The 17528-nt window shown below is 46.2% G+C and carries 16 protein-coding genes; 12 read left to right on the plus strand and 4 right to left on the minus strand.

The genetic code is table 11. The annotated features are described in order from the left end of the window. Positions 1–41: 41 nt before the first annotated feature. Complete coding sequence (locus FD47_RS11735) at positions 42–1898, minus strand: cation:proton antiporter family protein (RefSeq protein WP_171035028.1); 1857 nt, start codon at positions 1896–1898, stop codon at positions 42–44. A 220-nt stretch (positions 1899–2118) separates the two neighbouring features. Here FD47_RS11735 and FD47_RS11740 point away from each other — a divergent pair, with 220 nt between their 5' ends. From FD47_RS11740 to FD47_RS11785, 10 genes are all read left to right on the plus strand, one after another. Further along, on the plus strand, positions 2119–2550 hold the full coding sequence (locus FD47_RS11740) for an OsmC family protein (RefSeq protein WP_054736040.1): 432 nt from the start codon (positions 2119–2121) through the stop codon (positions 2548–2550). Between the two features lie 253 nt (positions 2551–2803). Then, complete coding sequence (ppcA, locus tag FD47_RS11745) at positions 2804–4312, plus strand: phosphoenolpyruvate carboxylase (RefSeq protein WP_008215061.1); 1509 nt, start codon at positions 2804–2806, stop codon at positions 4310–4312. Positions 4313–4473: 161 nt separating this feature from the next. After that, positions 4474–4917 carry a hypothetical protein gene (locus tag FD47_RS11750; RefSeq protein WP_054736037.1) on the plus strand — a complete coding sequence of 148 codons (444 nt, stop codon included), beginning with the start codon at positions 4474–4476 and terminating at the stop codon, positions 4915–4917. Between the two features lie 94 nt (positions 4918–5011). Next, positions 5012–6460, plus strand: coding sequence for a C69 family dipeptidase (locus FD47_RS11755; protein WP_404820081.1), 1449 nt, complete (start codon positions 5012–5014; stop codon positions 6458–6460). 269 nt (positions 6461–6729) lie between these two features. Further along, positions 6730–7917, plus strand: a complete 1188-nt coding sequence (locus FD47_RS11760) for an MFS transporter (protein ID WP_054736032.1) — start codon at positions 6730–6732, stop codon at positions 7915–7917. Further along, positions 7914–8753 carry a carboxylating nicotinate-nucleotide diphosphorylase gene (gene nadC, locus FD47_RS11765; protein ID WP_054736030.1) on the plus strand — a complete coding sequence of 280 codons (840 nt, stop codon included), beginning with the start codon at positions 7914–7916 and terminating at the stop codon, positions 8751–8753. The genes FD47_RS11760 and nadC overlap by 4 nt, the downstream gene beginning before the upstream one ends. Positions 8754–8981: 228 nt before the next feature. Beyond that, the gene (locus tag FD47_RS11770; protein WP_056980711.1) at positions 8982–10124 is read left to right on the plus strand and encodes an NADH-dependent flavin oxidoreductase; all 1143 of its coding nucleotides are present in this window, start codon (positions 8982–8984) and stop codon (positions 10122–10124) included. A gap of 23 nt (positions 10125–10147) precedes the next feature. After that, the gene (locus FD47_RS11775; protein ID WP_008215069.1) at positions 10148–10648 is read left to right on the plus strand and encodes a GNAT family N-acetyltransferase; all 501 of its coding nucleotides are present in this window, start codon (positions 10148–10150) and stop codon (positions 10646–10648) included. A 181-nt stretch (positions 10649–10829) separates the two neighbouring features. After that, complete coding sequence (locus FD47_RS11780; RefSeq protein WP_054736024.1) at positions 10830–11195, plus strand: hypothetical protein; 366 nt, start codon at positions 10830–10832, stop codon at positions 11193–11195. A gap of 14 nt (positions 11196–11209) precedes the next feature. Next, complete coding sequence (locus FD47_RS11785) at positions 11210–11533, plus strand: hypothetical protein (protein ID WP_082402660.1); 324 nt, start codon at positions 11210–11212, stop codon at positions 11531–11533. A 100-nt stretch (positions 11534–11633) separates the two neighbouring features. On the opposite strand, the gene FD47_RS11790 is transcribed toward FD47_RS11785, so the two are convergent. The 3 genes from FD47_RS11790 to FD47_RS11800 all read right to left on the minus strand — a co-directional run bounded on the left by FD47_RS11790 (position 11634) and on the right by FD47_RS11800 (position 15192). After that, complete coding sequence (locus FD47_RS11790; RefSeq protein WP_054736019.1) at positions 11634–12272, minus strand: HAD family hydrolase; 639 nt, start codon at positions 12270–12272, stop codon at positions 11634–11636. 165 nt (positions 12273–12437) lie between these two features. Then, on the minus strand, positions 12438–13913 hold the full coding sequence (gene aldA, locus FD47_RS11795) for an aldehyde dehydrogenase (RefSeq protein ID WP_056980712.1): 1476 nt from the start codon (positions 13911–13913) through the stop codon (positions 12438–12440). Positions 13914–14070: 157 nt separating this feature from the next. After that, the gene (locus FD47_RS11800) at positions 14071–15192 is read right to left on the minus strand and encodes an NAD(P)-dependent alcohol dehydrogenase (protein ID WP_008215074.1); all 1122 of its coding nucleotides are present in this window, start codon (positions 15190–15192) and stop codon (positions 14071–14073) included. A gap of 678 nt (positions 15193–15870) precedes the next feature. Between FD47_RS11800 and FD47_RS11805 the strand changes: the two genes are divergently transcribed. Both FD47_RS11805 and FD47_RS11810 read left to right on the plus strand, forming a co-directional pair. Beyond that, entirely contained in the window at positions 15871–16500 is a 630-nt protein-coding gene (locus FD47_RS11805; RefSeq protein ID WP_056980713.1) for a DapH/DapD/GlmU-related protein, read from the plus strand. A gap of 322 nt (positions 16501–16822) precedes the next feature. Next, on the plus strand, positions 16823–17404 hold the full coding sequence (locus tag FD47_RS11810) for a zinc ribbon domain-containing protein (RefSeq protein ID WP_054736017.1): 582 nt from the start codon (positions 16823–16825) through the stop codon (positions 17402–17404). Positions 17405–17528: the final 124 nt, after the last annotated feature.

Below are 17528 nucleotides of genomic sequence, written 5' to 3' on the forward strand. Positions count from 1 at the left end.
GTCTGAGATTGGGAATTCCCAATCTTTTTTGGTACCAACGATTAATTTAACTTCCCAAGTTCCCGACGAACCTGAGGGGCCTCCTGCTTACTGCTGGTGAAAATAATCCGATCGTTTAACTTCAACGGGGTCCCGCCGGTTGGGCGAATGAAGCGTTTATCCCGATAAATCTGGGTAATCGTAATCTTATCAATAAACGGAATGTTGCGAACCTGAATATCCGCATACCGGCGATTACGAAGGGCCACTTCGTAGACGCTGGCCTCGGTTGAGGTCATCAATCGCATGGTTGACGGTGCTTCAATCAGAGCACGCAACATACTGATGTTAACGTCGGGCGTATTGTATAATTCAACGCCCAACCGGTCTAACTCATCCTGCTTCTCATCGAGGATGTTTCGGTCCTCAAATCGAACAATCACCCGTTTGACACCGTACCGCTTCGCGATTTTAGCAAGCTCGTAATTTTTCTTCGAGTTCACCTGCCCTAAAACAACGATATCAGCATCAAAGACCCCTTGATTGACCATAAATCCGGGTTCCATGTTATCCAGCAGCGAAATTGTGACTTCGCTGTTAAACGCCCGGTAATTATGCTGATTATTGGTATACATAGTTACATCATACCAGCCCTTGGCCAGTTGCTGGGCAACCGGAACGGTCGTTAAATTCGTGCCGATAAAGTGAACGGTGGTCTTCTTGAGATCCTCGGCTTCCGCTGAATATAATTTGTTAAAGGTGAGCGGTCCAAGTACACAGGTGATGATGGCTGCTAACAAAAACGCCCCCGATTGCTGAGTGGTAATCTGGTGAAGATGTGAAGCCACCTGAAGAACCGCCAAGACCACCGTAATCGTTGTCGCTGACATGGCAGTCCCGGCCACGGCATTCATGGTCTTAAACCGCCGCTTCAACGCAACGTAAACCAGACTCTTTGAAAGCAAATACCCGACAAAAATGACCGGAATCAAAATCAGGGTGTGGGGATTTGAAACCAGCTGTTTCAGGTTCAAATTAACCCCACTCATGATGAAGAAGATCGGAATAAAGAACCCGTAACCAATCGAATCCAGGCGAACCTTGGTCTCCTCATGAGGTTCCAGTAATTTGATGACAATCCCCGCTAAAAAGGCTCCCAGAATTCCTTCGGCCCCAACTGACTCAGCCACGGTGACCAGGGTGACGATCATGAAAAATGACAGCCGGACATCCAATTGGGTAGTCGATTTATTAATGCGGTCAAAAAATTTAAAAAATGCCTTAAACCGCCAAAAGAGCCCGGCCGCGGCAACCAATATGAGGAGGATCAGCCATAAGGACTTCGAATTCGGACTGTACGCCGACGCATAAAATGTCAGGCTGACCATTGGAACAACTTCGCCAAGGGCCGCAATCAAGAGAATTGCCTGGCCAAATGGTTTGCTGAGCAGTTCTTGTTCCTTCAACGCCGCGATCACAATCCCCAGCGAGATGGTCATAAATAAAATTGAGGATAGCCAGACGTCTGAAAATAATCCGGTCAGCTTTAACAGGTAGCCCATCACGACAGCCATCACGACAATGGATCCGTATCCGGCGGTGGCGATGGTAAGTACCGAATATTTTGGCGCGGCTTTCTGGTCCTTTTCCGCCAGCGGTGACAGTCGCTGCGGCCGGCGTTTAAATAGACTGAAGTCAATCTCCATGCCGCTTAAAAATAACAGCACGATCACCCCGACATTTTGCAGGAGGTCAAGGGTGGCGTTGGTCTGAATCCAGTTAAACAATGACGGCCCCAGCGCGATTCCCACCAGAATTTCCACGACGGCAGTTGGAAGGAAGGTCACTTTAAGCCTGGCCATGGCAAGCGGAATAATCAGTGCTGCCAGTAAAATGATGACTAACGATAATTGGTTCAACGATATCAGCTCGTTTCTACTTCGAATTTTCTCATTGTGAGCAACCGGTTCTCAAGCCCACTTTTTTAATAAATGAACAGCTAACAGCCTAATTGGAATTGCAGCGAAAATCAATCATTATTCACGGATCTCAACAATTACCTGCCGGCTTGAACAGCTCTGGTTAGTCACAAGTGACTTGTAAGCGGTTATAATAATAGAAAAAAGGAGGCCATCATATATGGACACACGATGGAACGACCCACTTTACACCACCACCGGGATTAATTCAGAGGGCTTGGAAGGCCACGCGTACGTGCCGAATGGATTAAAAGTTAAAACTAGCAACCCGCTCAATTCCCATCCGGGAACCAATCCCGAACAGCTTCTCAGCCTGTCACTAAGCACTTGTTTGGAAGCCACCCTTGAAGCAATCGAACGGGAGCATCATTTGCCCCACACCTCTGAGGTCCGGGTTCACGTTGCTTTTATCGGTTCTCGCGCCAGCTACCAATTTTTAGTCCACGCCCAAATCAAGGTTGCCGGGGTTGATTTTGCCACCGCTCAAGCAATGACAGAGGAAGCTGAACACCGTTGCCCAGTTTCCAAACTGTTGGCAAACAGTGGCAATTACACTGTCGAAACCGTCACCGAATTCACTGACCCAAAATAAGTATAGACCGTTAAATTAGAATTTTTTTCATATTTACGTAAAGAATTTGGCTTCTGGGGTAGTATCATCCGCAGTTTTGCGGTAATATTTATTTAAATTAAGTAAATAATTAACTGGTTTTATTCGTAATCGTTCGACTTTTATTGAGATTTATGTATCAACCGGCTTGATTTTAAATAAATTTTTCAAAAATGCCATTATCATGTATAATCTCATTTAATGACATTATTAGAAAACAGGAGGCATTTCTTTTATGGATAGAAAAATCCCAAACATCATGGGTACTCAGCATCCAGATAACGCAGGGGTTCCGTTCTTCAAGAACCACCAGAACCCCTTTATTTCGGCTTATCGGGAAATTGACGAGGCTTATGAGAACTTTTCAACACTCGACGCGGATGAATATATGTGGGACTGGGAAGGTAAACATGCCGATGCGTCAGTCATCGACCGCCTTTACTCTGAGCATTACGATTACTTCAAGCAGCATCCACTTGGTAAAGACAAGTTTTTGACTTTCCGTTTTCCAAATATTTGGGAAGAAAAGGGTTACAGCCTCATGCAGGCAATGACCACCATTCTTTCAGCCGAGGACTTTGCGAAGGATTTGGGATTTGATCAACGACCGCTGTTTGAAGCCATCTTACCAATGACGCAATCAGCTGACCAATTGATCGAAATGGAAGATAAATTTGCCAGCCTGGCCCATTACAAATCCAAAGAATTTAATACCGGCCACGAAAATTCCGATACCCTCCAAATGATTCCGTTATTCGAAGGTTTCCAGTCCCAATTGGATGCCCCTGAAATTTTGACGAAGTTCTTGGAAATGTATAAGAAGCACTTTGGTCGCGACGTTGAATACATGCGGGTCTTTCTTGCCGGCTCCGATTCTGCGCTGTCTAACGGCTTTTTAAACAGCATTATCGGTAACAAGTTGGCCCTCAGTCACCTTGCCAAGTTCGAGCAGGATAGCGGCCTTCCAATCTACCCAATTGCCGGAATGGGCAGCACGGTCTTTCGGGGCGGCCTATCTCCAATGATGCTTGATCGTTACTTGGAAGAATTCCCAGGATTAAAGACCGCGACGATCCAATCCGCCTTCCGTTATGACTATCCACTTGACGTGGTTGAACCAGCCATCATGAAATTGCGTGAGGGTCTTCAACAAAGCAAGTTTGAAATCATTCCGGAAGATGACGAAAAGACCTTACTGGAAATCGCTGAAAAAGCTGCTAAAGAGTATCACGTTACGCTTGATCCGCTTATCAATGATTTGCAGCCAATCTTCGACGTGTTCCCAAAGCGGCGTGACCGTCACCAACACGTTGGAATCATCGGTTATTCACGGGATGTCGATGGTTACAAGATGCCACGTGCAATTACCTTTACCGGTGCCCTGTACTCGATTGGCGTGCCACCAGAATTTATCGGCGTCGGCCGGGTTCTGACCAAGTTAAGTGACAAGGAACTCACCGTATTGAGAAAGTACTACCACAATATTAAGGGTGACTACGAACACGTTGCCAAGTACTTCAGTAAAGAAGCCCTAACCGCCCTTCAAAATCAAAATCCAGCCTGGAAGGCCGTTGACGATGATATTGAAGGCATCGAAAAGCTCTTTAACATCGTTGCCGGTCCAGAAACCGAAGAGCAGGAAAAGCATGCTCAATTGGCTGCCGATCTGGTTAAGATTTCGGATGACACCACTAAGACGACGCTGATTCAACGGCAAGCAACCTTGCGGAAATTCTTAGGTTAATGTCCCGCTCTGATCAGTTTTTATCTTAAAATCACGATTAAAATACCGCAAACATCGATTTATTCCCGATGTTTGCGGCATTTTTATGTCATTGGCATTATAATAAAGGGAGAATCATTAACGGGGTTCAATTTCTATTGTTGAAATGGAGGATTTTAATCATGTTTAAGAATCATGTTATGAAGCGTTTAATCGTTGGTGGATTAGCCTTGACCGGTTCAATGCTATTGGCATTTTCAGCTCAGGCCGCAAGTGAACCCGGTTCACTAAGCTATCATAAAGCCAGTGAATACGCCGCAATTGGCGATAACTACCAGCAATTCAAACTTTACAACCACGTTCCAAACAGTCAATACAAAAACATCAAGACAATCTCTTGGAAAAAGGCCAAACTCAGCAATCACGGTGTCACCAACAAAACGGTGCACATTGACCTCTATGCAACCCAGGGGACGCAATATAACTGGTACCGGATTTCAAAAGTCAACGTCCTTCGCGGCAAGAAAGTTTTGAGTAAAAATGCCAAGCAGAAAGTTCAAAAATATTGGGTTTATGGCCAAGCACTGGTTCTACCAAAAGTGACAACCCAAACAGTTTTTAATTAGCCTGCTAGCCATATCCAAGTCGGCTGCCTGACCGATTGTTTTCAAAAAAATCATCCCTTTCATTGTGCTATAGTGTTCTTATAGTGAGAAAGGAATGATTTTTTTGAACAATACACGAAACAACTCCAGCTGCACCGCCGTTTTAGTCGGTAAAAACGCAACTGTCGATGGCTCGACCATGATTGCCAGAAACGAGGATGCCGGTGGCGGGATTAATCCAAAACGGTTTGTGGTGGTCACACCGGATCAGCAGCCCACTGAGTACATATCAACGTTTAACGGATTCAAATTAACGTTGCCGGCCGACCCACTTCGCTATACCGAAACGCCCTGTGCTGATGTCAGTGACGGCGTCTGGGGCGAGTCCGGAATTAATACCGATAACGTTGCCATGAGTTCAACCGAAACCGAATTTACCAACACCACAGTTTTGGGAATCGATCCGCTCGTGGATGACGGCATTGGCGAAGAAGCCATGTTAACGGTGGTTTTACCCTATATCCATTCCGCCCGTGAAGGTGTCAAACGACTAGGCGCCCTCATTACAAAGTACGGCACGTGCGAAAGTAACGGCATTGCTTTTTCCGATCAAGATGAGGTCTGGTACTTTGAGACGGTTGGCGGCCATCACTGGGCAGCCGAACGGATTCCGGACAACACATACGTCATTGCCCCTAACCAAACTGGGATTCAAGAAATTGATTTTGATGACCCGGATCATTTCATGTACTCAGATGATCTGAAATCATTTGCTGAAACCTACCACCTCAATAAATCCCCCAAAGGGTTTAACTTCAGAGCGATTTTTGGCGAAGACCTTCAAAGCGATCACTACTACAACACGCCACGGGTCTGGTATGGCCAACGGGTCCTAAATCCCAAAATTAAACAGGATCCGGAAAGCCGCTGCATGCCGTTTGAACGGGTGCCGGCTCACCTAGTCTCAGTTGAAGACGTTGCGTTTATCCTGAGTAGTCACTATCAGGAAACGGATTTTGACCCCTACGGCAAAACCGGCACGCCAGAGACGCGGCAGCGGTATCGGCCTATCGGAATGAACCGTAACCAGGAAATGCACATTTTACAAATCCGTCCGGACTTTCCTGCCGACCACGCTGCCATTCACTGGCTTGCCGAAGGGGTTAATATTTTTAATACCCCAGTGCCATTCTTTGCCAACTGCTTAGATACCCCCGCGAACTTCAAAAATACCCCCCTGCGAACAACCACCGAGAGCTTCTACTGGCTGAATAAGCTGGTTGCAATGCTGGCCGACCCATTCTTTGCCGAACATGATTGGGATGCCATGACCGCGGTTTCTGAAAGTCGGAAATTTGGTTTTGCCAAGGGCCGTCAAGCCGTTACGTTAGCCGACAAAGCCTTTGCGGATCAAAAAGCTGCCGATTTGCCAAGGTGGCATACTGAAATTAACGCGAAGATTGCCGCAACCATTACGGATAATTTAAAGGACTTACTTCATCAGTTAGTTCTTCTCCGAGCCGAAAAGATGGTCCCAACCTTTGAAAAAGGCGGCGAAATGTAGCCAACGGAAGTTCCCCGTTACCTGACGAACAGGTTGACCGCAAAATTTTGCTTCATAGTCTCACAAAAAATACGAATCTCAGCAGCAGTGATCACCCACAGCTGCTGGGGTTCTTTTTTAATGAGCCAATCATGGCAAAAAAGTGATGTTTTGCTTGATGTTTTCACAGAATCCGTGTATCCTCTTATTTAAAGTAAAACCTACTTTTATTTTTATTCGTTTAAAAGTACTTGATACTTTTATTAATTGAAGGGAGTTTCGCAATTATTATGGATAACACTAAGCAACGCACCACGTTCATCTTCTTAATTATTGGCACGGCGTGGCTGTTTGATGCCATGGACGTTGGTTTGCTATCATTTATTATGCCCATCGTTCATCAACAGTGGGCCTTGACCAATTCACAAACCGGCCTGATCAGCTCTGTCAGCACCGTCGGCATGGTTTGCGGTGGCTTTTACTTTGGCCACCTGGCCGATCGAATTGGCCGCAAGAACACACTGATCGCCACCCTGCTGACATTCTCGATTGGCAATCTGATTTTGGCCGTCTCACCCGGCTTCTACACGTTCTTAGGAATTCGGTTCTTTGTTGGCATGGGCCTTGGCGGGGAATTGCCGGTTGCCGCCACCTATATTGCCGACATCTACAAGGGCACCAAACGTTCACAGATGCTGATTCTAGCAGATAGTTTCTGGGCCTTGGGCTGGTTGGTTGCCTCATTCTTATCATTTTTACTGACCCCGGTTTTAGGCTGGCGGGGAATTCTGGTTGTCACCGCAATCGCCGGATTTTTCGCAATCGTTTTACGAAAACACATTCATGAAACGGCCCCGAAAAATCCGAGTGCGCAAAACTGGCTTGTTAGTCTCAAAACCACTTTTAAACCTTGGACACTGATGCTTTGGCTTGCCTGGTTCATGGTCATGTTCAGCTACTATGGCATGTTTATGTGGCTGCCAAGCATCATGGTGGATAAGGGTTATGGCATCGTAAACAGCTTTGGCTACACCACCATCATCGTTGTTGCCCAACTGCCAGGATACTTCTGTGCCTCTTGGTTAGCCAAACGGATTCAAGTAAAGTATGTCTTCGCGATTTATATGCTGGGAACCGCGTGCGGCGCCATCATGTTTGGCCAGTCAGCATCGGCCGTTCTTATCGTGATTTCCGGCTGCGTCCTCTCCTTCTTTAACTTGGGGGCATATGGTGCCATCATCGCGCTGACCCCGGAACTTTACACAAACAATATTCGGGGAACCATGACCGGCATGGCCCAGGGAATTGGCCGCATCGGCGCCATTTTTGGTCCCCTGTTAATTGGCGTTTTAATGGATCACCAAATCAGCATTAGTGTCATCTTCATCATCTTTATGGTGTCACTGGTGATCGGCTCGATTGCCGTTTTGGCACTCCCCAGTGCTGATCGGCAACCCGATGGGGAGGTCACCCAATGAATCCGATCATCTTAAAGGAAAAAATCAGCGAATTTTTAAAAGAAGATTTAGGCTTCGGTGATCTCAGTGTCGCGTTTCTACCGGGTGAAAAGTCCCTGTCAGGATCGTTTGTCGCCAAACAAAGCGGCATCATTTGCGGCCAAGAAATTCCCCAAATCACCTATGACCTGCTGGGAAACGCGACGTACAAGCCACTCATTCCGGACGGCTCGCCAGTTAAAGCCGGCGACGTCATCGGCACGGTTTCCGGGACCGCCGCCACCCTGCTTTCCGGTGAACGGGTCACTCTTAACCTGATCCAGCGAATGAGCGGCATTGCCACCCAAACGGCTCACTTAGTCGATCTATTGGATGATTCAACCATTCGAATCACGGATACCCGGAAAACCGCGCCTGGGTTACGGCTATTTGACAAGTACGCCATCACCGTTGGCGGCGGCTTCAATCACCGCTTTGACTTAACCGGCGGCATCATGTTAAAGGATAACCACATTGCCTTAGCGGGCGGCGTCACCCAAGCACTCAGGGCTGTTAAGCAGCACGTTGGCCCCCTCACCCCAATTGAGGTCGAGGTCGAAACCGAAGAGGAGCTTCGCCAAGCCGTTGCCGGGGGTGCCGATGTCATTATGTTTGATAATCAGGATCCCGAAACCATCAAGCAATGGAAACGGCTTGTCCCCCAAACGATTAAAATCGAAGCGTCCGGGGGCATCACTGAAGCTTCCATCAGCACCTTTAAGGGTTGTGGCGCCGACTTCATTTCAATTGGCAATCTGACCAACGACGTTTCCCCTCTCGATATTAGCTTTCTGGTTGCCGGCGTCGTGAAGAGCTAACCCAATTCGCTCATTTTCCCCATAGAATTCAAACAAAACAATTATATCCCTACTCGATTGAATTGTTGACGGTCTTTATCTTTTTATTAAGATTTATTAACCGCCGCCGCGTCATTGCTCACAAACCCTGCAATGGCGCGTTTTTCATATCCAATCCAAATTGACTTTTATGCTAAAATATCCATGTGGTGCTTCGATTAACTAAATGAAATTGGGGGAATCCAAGATATGCCAAAGTATCATTTTTTAGAGCCGTACACCTTGCGAAACGGGGTCACAATTAAAAACCGAATTGCAATGTCACCAATGACCGAGCAGTCCAGCTTTGAAGACGGCTCGATCACAAACGATGAGATTGCTTACTACCGGCTGCGAGCCGGGGGCGTTGGGATGCTGATTACCGGCTGCGCCAACGTAAACGATCTGGGGAAAGGATTTGAAGGCGAGCTCAGCGTTGCCAACCGGCAAATGCGGCCGGGGCTTTCACGACTGGCCAATGCCATTCAAATCGACGGCACCAAAGCAATTTTACAAATTTTCAGTGCCGGTCGAATGAGCAATTCCAAGGTGCTGCGTGGTGAACAGCCAGTTTCGGCCAGCGCCGTTGCGGCATTGCGCAAAGATGCCGAGCAGCCCCGAGCGCTTGGCGAAGATGAGGTTGACCAAACGATTCAAGACTTCGCCCAAGCAACTAAGTTGGCCATCGAAGCTGGATTTGACGGCGTTGAACTGCACGGTGCGAATACGTATCTCCTGCAGCAGTTCTTCAGCCCCCATTCCAATCGCCGGGATGATCGTTGGGGCGGTTCCCTTGAAAATCGAATGGCCTTCCCACTTGCGGTTGTGGATGCCTGCGCCGCGGTCATCAAGCGATTTGCCAAGCGCCCGTTCATCCTTGGGTACCGCATCTCCCCTGAAGAACTTGAGGAACCCGGAATCCGACTAAACGACACCCTTGCATTAATCAAACAGCTCAATCAAAAACCGATTGATTATCTGCACGTATCACTTGCCGATGCCTGGGCAACCTCAATCGTTGATCACACCGACAAGCAGCCGATCTTCAAAAAAATTCAGGCTGTCTTGGCAACTGATTTACCCCTCATGGTGGTTGGCCACTTGGCAACCCCGGCACAGGTCGAAAAGATCATGGCTGCCGGTGTTGATTTTGCCGCGATTGGCCGCGAACTCATCCGGGAACCAAAGTGGGTTCAAAAAGTAATGGCTGGAGATGAGGATGCTATTCGCTACACCTTCTCCCTCCGTGATTTGGATGAATTGAAGGTCACCCCACCCCTGTTGAACTTCCTGCAAACGGCCTTTGCCAAGGGATTTCCACTTTCAACGGACGCACACCAGTTAAAATTATAAACAATGGATAAGGAGAATTTTTAATGGCTAAAATTCAGATTGCAGAACCCAAGGACGCTGACCTTATTTATCGTCACATGATGACGGTGAGCGGCCAAACCAATAACCTCAGCTATAGCCAGCGTGATATTCGAAAATATTTGGATGAAATTAAGATTTCAGATAAAATGAAAGATCCGGATACAGCTGTTTTCTTCGTCGCTTTTGAAAAGGGCGAAATTGTCGGCTTAGCTGAACTCTCTCGGCGGCCCCTTCCCAGATATGAGTATCGGGCCGACTTGATGGTCTCAGTTGATCAGGATTATTGGTCACAGGGAATCGGCAGTCAGTTAATGCGAAAGGTGATTACTTGGGCAAAAAAGAATTGGCAGGTTCACGGTCTATACTTGGACGTGATTTCTGGCAATTTGCACGCCATCGACCTTTACAAAAAGTTTGGTTTTAAAATCGTCGGTGACATCCCCCTTCTGATGACAATCAGTGGTCAGGACGTGGCTGGTAAGCTAATGTATAAGGAAATTTAATCGACTTACTTATTAATCCGCTCAGAGTCTGGCGCAACGTTATCAGTTGCCCAGACTCTTTTATATTGTAGCCACCCGCCGTATCGTTATGTCCGAATCAGCGGCAACCAAAAATAATGCGGCTGTTCCCCTTGACATTTCGAACACGTGTTCGTATATTAGTGACTGAGGGGGCTTGCACATGATTAGAGACGTACCCCGCGACCAGTGGCTATATAATGATCGCGGCATGATGAAATGGATGGGTTATTTCTTGAGTGACCACACCCAGGATATGGCAGATAAACGGGTCGAAGAGGCACCGACCCGTCGGCTGCCAGAACAGGATTCCAAAACCATCGATCAGGTATTACAGACTAGTTGGGAAAACTCAAGGCAGATTAGACTTCAAATTAACGGTGACGATTACCTGAACGTTTATAACATGGACGGTATTGTCATTGGCACAAATCAAGATTTAATTTACTTTCAGACCGATAAGACGCTTACAATAAGGATAGCAGATATTCGGCATGCCGAAATCAAAAAAGAAGGTCTATCAAATTGAAAGAAAGTTTTACAATGTCCTGCAACGATAATGAAATCACCCTAACAGTGGACGCCGTCAGCTACCAGTATTTGGCGTTACGGCGTCCCTCACTGGATGTCGCCCCATTAGATTCGGTCAACGTGACCCTGACCGATGAGCCGGTTAATGGCCACGCATACTATGAGGTCGCCGGCTTTAGTGTGGCTGGTTCGGGCCAGATTCAAGACTATCACCTAAATCCCGGTGATTACGCCGTTTATCGCGCAACTCCGGGCAGTCATCCCAGTATGGTCATTCAATTACTATCATCACCGGACGACCAGAAGCCAGAAAAATCAGCACCACTAGATAATTAGCAAAACATCAGCTGATAGTCTCCAGCCGATCAAGGCAGGGAAACTATCCGCTGATGTTTTAGAAACCATTTAATAAATTGTGGCTAACGAAAAGCCAGCTTTAAATCTGGCTTGCCAGTGCGGCCGTTAAATCAGCAACCGTCATAAACACCTGATCATTAACCTCTCGAAGCTTATCAACGTTGGCATACCTGGACCACGCAGCTGAATAGCAGGCAATACCGGCTTCGCGACAGGCCTGAACGTCGCCGGCCGTATCAGCGATATAGGCTAGCTGATCGGCAGTGAGTTGGTATTGCGCGAGGATCTTTTTAAAATTGGCGGCCTTATTCGATCCCTTGGGAGACCCAATTAGAATCGGCTCAAACTGATCGACCATCCCCAAAGTCTCAAGACTAATGCGACAGCTGACGTCTCCCTTACCGGTCACCATCGGCACCATGACACCGTGAGATTTCAGCGTCGCAATCAGGTCCTTAATTCCTGAAAATGGCTGCGTCAGTTGAGCGTGACTAGCCCGATACTGACGATAAAAGTCATCGAGAATATCATCCTTCACGCCCGGAATCAATTTTTTCAGCATGCCAATTTCGTTGGCCCCAAAAGTTGCCAGAATCGCCTGATCATCAATTTCTTGAGGGGTGTACCGATAGACAATCTTGCGAAAAGCATCGAAAATAACCGGAAAGGTTTCAGCGATTGTTCCGTCCAAGTCAAACGCCACCGCTTTATACGTCATAAAATTACCCACTTTCTGTATTGATTAGCTACCCCCATTTTATCAGATTAATGAGATCATTAACCAGTTGCATCAAAAAATAGGAACCTCATCAAAGGGTGAGATCCCTATTTTTAAGTGAATCGTTAACTTAATAAATTCGATTAGCAGTTAATCAAGTAGTGATTAGCCATTTGCCTTTTCAGGATGTCCTTGAAGGTAAATAACGTGGGTGTTCAAGAATTCTTCGATACCGTGACGGCCATCGTCGCCACCGATACCTGATTCCTTCCAGCCTGAGTGTGACCCATTCATAGCTTCAAAGTTGAAGCGGTTGATGTAAGTTTCACCATCTTCGAGTTCGTTGGCAGCACGCATTGCGTTATCCAAGTTCTCGGTGAAGATTGATGAAGTCAACCCAAAGTCACTGTCGTTAGCCATTTCAATGGCGTCATCCAAAGTCTTGAATGTCAATACTGGCAATACTGGGCCAAAGATTTCGTCCTGAACGATCTCGGAGTCTTGCTTGACGTTAGTGATAACCGTTGGTTCGTAGTAGAAGCCCTTCTTAATGTTGAGCTTGTGACCACCAGCAGTAATCTTGCCGCCAGCCTTGACAGCCCGGTCAACCATTCCGGCAACCTTGTCCAAAGCTTCTTGGTTAATTAATGGACCCATGCCAATGTCTTCATGTTCCATTGGATCTCCGACCGTAATCGCAGACATCTTATCAGACAATTTCTTGATGAATTCATCGGCAACGTCTTCTTGAACGTAGACCCGTTCACAGTTGTTGCAAAGTTCTCCGTTGTTATCAACCCGTGAATCAATAATGGATTGAACAGCCAAGTCAATGTCGGCATCCTTGCAGACAATGGCAGGTGCTTTTCCACCTAATTCAAGGGATACCTTTGCCATGTGGGTAGCGGCACCGGTCATAACCCGCTTACCTGAATCAACGGAGCCGGTCAAACTAATGATGCCAACCTTCTTGTTCTTAGTCAACTCGTCACCAACAACGGAGCCGCGACCAGAAATAATGTTGACAACACCCTTTGGAATCCCAACTTTTTCAACAATCTTAGCGAATTCCAATCCCAAATTAGGGGTATCAGAACTTGGCTTCATAACGATTGTGTTGCCAGTTACCAAAGCCGGACCCATTTTACGAGCAATCAGGAAGAATGGGAAGTTCCATGGTAAAATGCCCGAAGCAACGCCAATTGGCTGCTTAGCAATCATAATATTTTCATTCTTATTGTCTGATTGAAGAATTTCACCTTCATATGTCCGTGAGGCGCTTGCCATGTAGTCAAAGTAGTCGGCAGAGAACATAATTTCGGTGGTTGCTAATGACTTGATCTTGCCCTGTTCTTCTTGGAGCATTTCAACCAAGTGATCCTTCTCGTTTCGAATTTCAGTTGCGACATCGTGTAAATATTGCCCACGAGTTGCAGCCGGCACTTTCTTCCAAGTCTTCTCAGCTTCGTAAGCAGCGTCAATAGCTTCTTGCGCTTCCTCACGAGTTGCAGCTGGCACCGTTGAAATCTTTTCACCAGTTGCCGGATTAATAACGGTGATTTCATTGCCTGACTTAGAATCCATAAACTTACCATTGATGTACATTTGATAGTGCTTCAATGCAACAGCATTTTGTGCCATAATATGTTGCTTCCTTTCATCTTACCTGTCGGCAACAGTGTAATTGAACGCCTTACTGGCAGGAAACAAATATTAGATTTTCGTATCAAACAGATTGAACGTAACGCGAACCATTGCAATTGACCCTCTCTTAGATCATTTATTGCAATTATGAGCCTTACTTGCCTGGCTTGTAGTCAGGGTCAATAATCAAGACAGGCTTGATTGTCTTACCACTGACTGAATCAGCATTGGCTTGGTTAATATCCTCAAACTTGTAGAACTTTTCAGTCTTATCAAAGTCAAACATGCCTAATTGATAGAATCGAATCAAACGAGGAACGTCAACTTGAGGAATTGAGTCACCCATGTTAACACCAACAACCTTGCGATCACTGGTGCAAAGATCGTTCCAAGTATCCAGATCGATATGCTGGTCGGTAACGGCAATTGTTGCGGTTGTCCCACCTTGAGCCAAAGCCTGGATTGAATCTTCCATTACTTTCTTAACCCCGGTTGTGTCAACGGCATAGTCAACACCATGACCATCGGTTAACTTCTTGATTGCTTCAACAGCATCTTCATCCTTGCTGTTGATGGCATCAGTTGCGCCAAGTTCCTTGGCTAACTTCAATCGTGATGGCACGATATCAACGGCAATGACCTTAGTGCATCCGGAAATCCGGCCGGCCATCATTGCAGCGAGGCCAACGGCACCGGTACCAAATACGGCAATTGTTGATCCTGGTTCCGGCTTCAAGGTGTTGAAGACGGTCCCACTACCAGTTACATAGCCGCAGCCCAACGGTCCAAGTTCACGGAGATCAAGATCCTTAGGAACCTTAACGGCGTTTCGTTCACGAACAACGGTTGTCGTGGTGAATGATGATTGATCAAACATGTCGGCAACGTCATGCCCATTTTCAGTGAAATGAGCACTGCCATCAGGACGAACACCAGACAAGTTATTTGCGGCGTAATTCAAGCATTGAGTTGGAATTCCCTTTAAGCAATTAATACAATTTCCACAGCCATAGAACGACAATACAACGTGATCGCCAGGTTTGAAGTTCTTTACTTCAGGGCCAACCTTCTCGACGATTCCTGATCCTTCATGACCAAGAACAATTGGATAACCAATTTCCGCGGTCCCCTTACGTAAAGCTTCATCTGAGTGACAGATTCCTGAAGCAACCATATGAATCTGAAGGTCGTCAGCCTGCATGTCGGCTAACTCGACATCATCTTTCATTTCGAAGTTGCCGCCTTTTTCATTAACAACTGCTGCTTTAATTCGCATAATCACATCTCCATAACGTTCTTATTGTTATTCAGTGAGCAATTGTCAGCAAACAAATAATGGAAAATCGTTCACAAAGTTACAGACACTTCGTCCCATAATTACAGGTAAGCTCGTAACTTTTACTAACGTCGAATTTCCATTTCGCGTTTCAATAACAACCGCTTACATCTCTATTTATAACGTACTCAGGGCGATTTTGCAAGTTAATTTCAGCAGCAATTGCCAGAATTTTGTGTGAGATTTTCCAAACGGTTACTCTCCGTAACCTTTTCACAATCTAAAAAAAGTTTTATGAATTGTGAACAAATATCGCTATCAAATCGTAAGTTAGTGAAATAAATCTATAATCAATTTGCGACCATTTTCAGTTATTAAGGCAATTTCCCACCGACTTTTTGAATTCGCTGCATCTAACAAGTTGGTTGGTCAAAGACCGCTTCAGTCTATTTTTACCGAGATGCCGGCAAATTAAAGGCTGCAGCAACTCTTAAATTACTGGAGTGCCTTCATCCAGTCATCATTTTTTCGAAAAAGGCGTTAAATGCCTCTAAAAAAATTTTCAAAAATCGCTAAAAGTTTGTGGCGAATTACACATAATCCGCCACAATTTTTTGTTGCTTTTTTGCCCAAATATTATAATATATTATCACCACCCAAAAGAGAGAAGTGATGACGATGCACATTGACTTTGTTGGATTATCCCAGCATCAGCCGACGATTGGCAAGGATACCCAGTTCAAGAGAACCACCTTTGGCCAGTGGGTTGAGATTGGTGCTAGTAACCTAATTGATAACAGCACCATTGGCGATTACAGCTATACCGGCCAATACTGCTTCATTCAAAATAGTGATTTAAAGAAGTTCATCAGCATGGCCGCGATGGTCCGCGTTGGCCCGACTAATCATCCTTACGATCGGCCCGCCCAACACATTTCCCTCTATAATGGCGCGGCATACGGGTTTGATCATCCGGATGCCGAATTCCTTGAGAACCGTACCCATCGCCGCACCACCATTGGTAACGACGTTTGGATCGGCCACGGTGCCATTATTCAGGCGGGCGTGACAATTGGGGATGGTGCGGTTATCGGCTCTGGTGCCGTCGTCACTAAGGACGTGGCCGCATACACCATCGTTGGTGGCGTCCCCGCCAAACCCATCAAGGACCGCTTTGCCGACGAAATTAAGACCGATATGGAAAAAATTGCCTGGTGGGACTGGTCCCGTGAGAAGATCGAGAAGGACTATCTGGATTTTCGCCTCCCAATTAAGGAGTTCATTGCTAAACACCTGCCAGAGGCGTAACGAATCGTTAGCAGCTCGTTAACAAAGATAACAAGGGATGCTTTTCAAACCATTCACAGTTTGAAAAACATCCCTTTAAATTGCCGTAATTGCCGATCGAGTTGTAAATTTGAAGTTGTTTTCCCGAAAGTCGGTACCTACCGGCTGCTATGTTACAACTCGTCATCATTTTTCCCATCACACCCCATTTTAACGCCCACAGTTGTATAATAATTGTTAGTTTGGATTTGGAGCACACATAATCATCCTGATAATCAATAACGATGTTGGTCTCATTGACCGTTTTTCGTTAACATTTCAGGTACATATTGGAGGAACAGGGATGTCGGAAAATAAGACTAAGGTTTGCGTGATGTGTGGCAAAACAATTCCCGCTTACGCAAATTTTTGCCCCTACTGTGGCGCAAAGCAGCCATGGTTGGAAGAAGATGAAATTAAGAATACCCGCGTCGAACGAATCGTAGAGTGGCGGCAGACCCCGCTTGGACGACTGACAACGCTGATCATCGCGTTTTTAATCGTGATGGTTTTCGCAGCCTCCTGTCGGCTCCAAGACGGCCCTGGTCACAAAACGGTTGGTCGCGAGTTGAATCAGTACTTATTTAACAGCCAGCCTAAAACCCCGTTTGGTCATAAGCCCAAAATTGACGTTGATAAAAACAAGGGGGTCACAATCACCGTTTCAAAATCAAGCAAGGCGGTTAAAGACCTCAAGAAGGGTAAACCCGCTACTTGGAACCGGTTCGTTTCGAAGATCCAGAACCGTTCAAAAGCGTTTAAGCACGTTTACGCCAACCAGTTGTTTTCCAAATTCAAGGTCACCGCAAAGGATGGTAAGAAGCAAACCCTGCTAAAAGTTGATCAGGGAAAAATCAAATACAACATCGCGGATAAGTATCAATAAACCGTTTAAAACGCGGGATAAAAACCAATGGCCATTGATTTTTATCCCGCGTTTTAAAACTAACAACAGGAGGATCTTCCCATGACTCAAAAGCCGTACAATACCCCTTAGGGTTGACACTTTA

The organism is Lentilactobacillus parafarraginis DSM 18390 = JCM 14109 (genome assembly GCF_001435895.1).
GTDB lineage: Bacteria > Bacillota > Bacilli > Lactobacillales > Lactobacillaceae > Lentilactobacillus > Lentilactobacillus parafarraginis.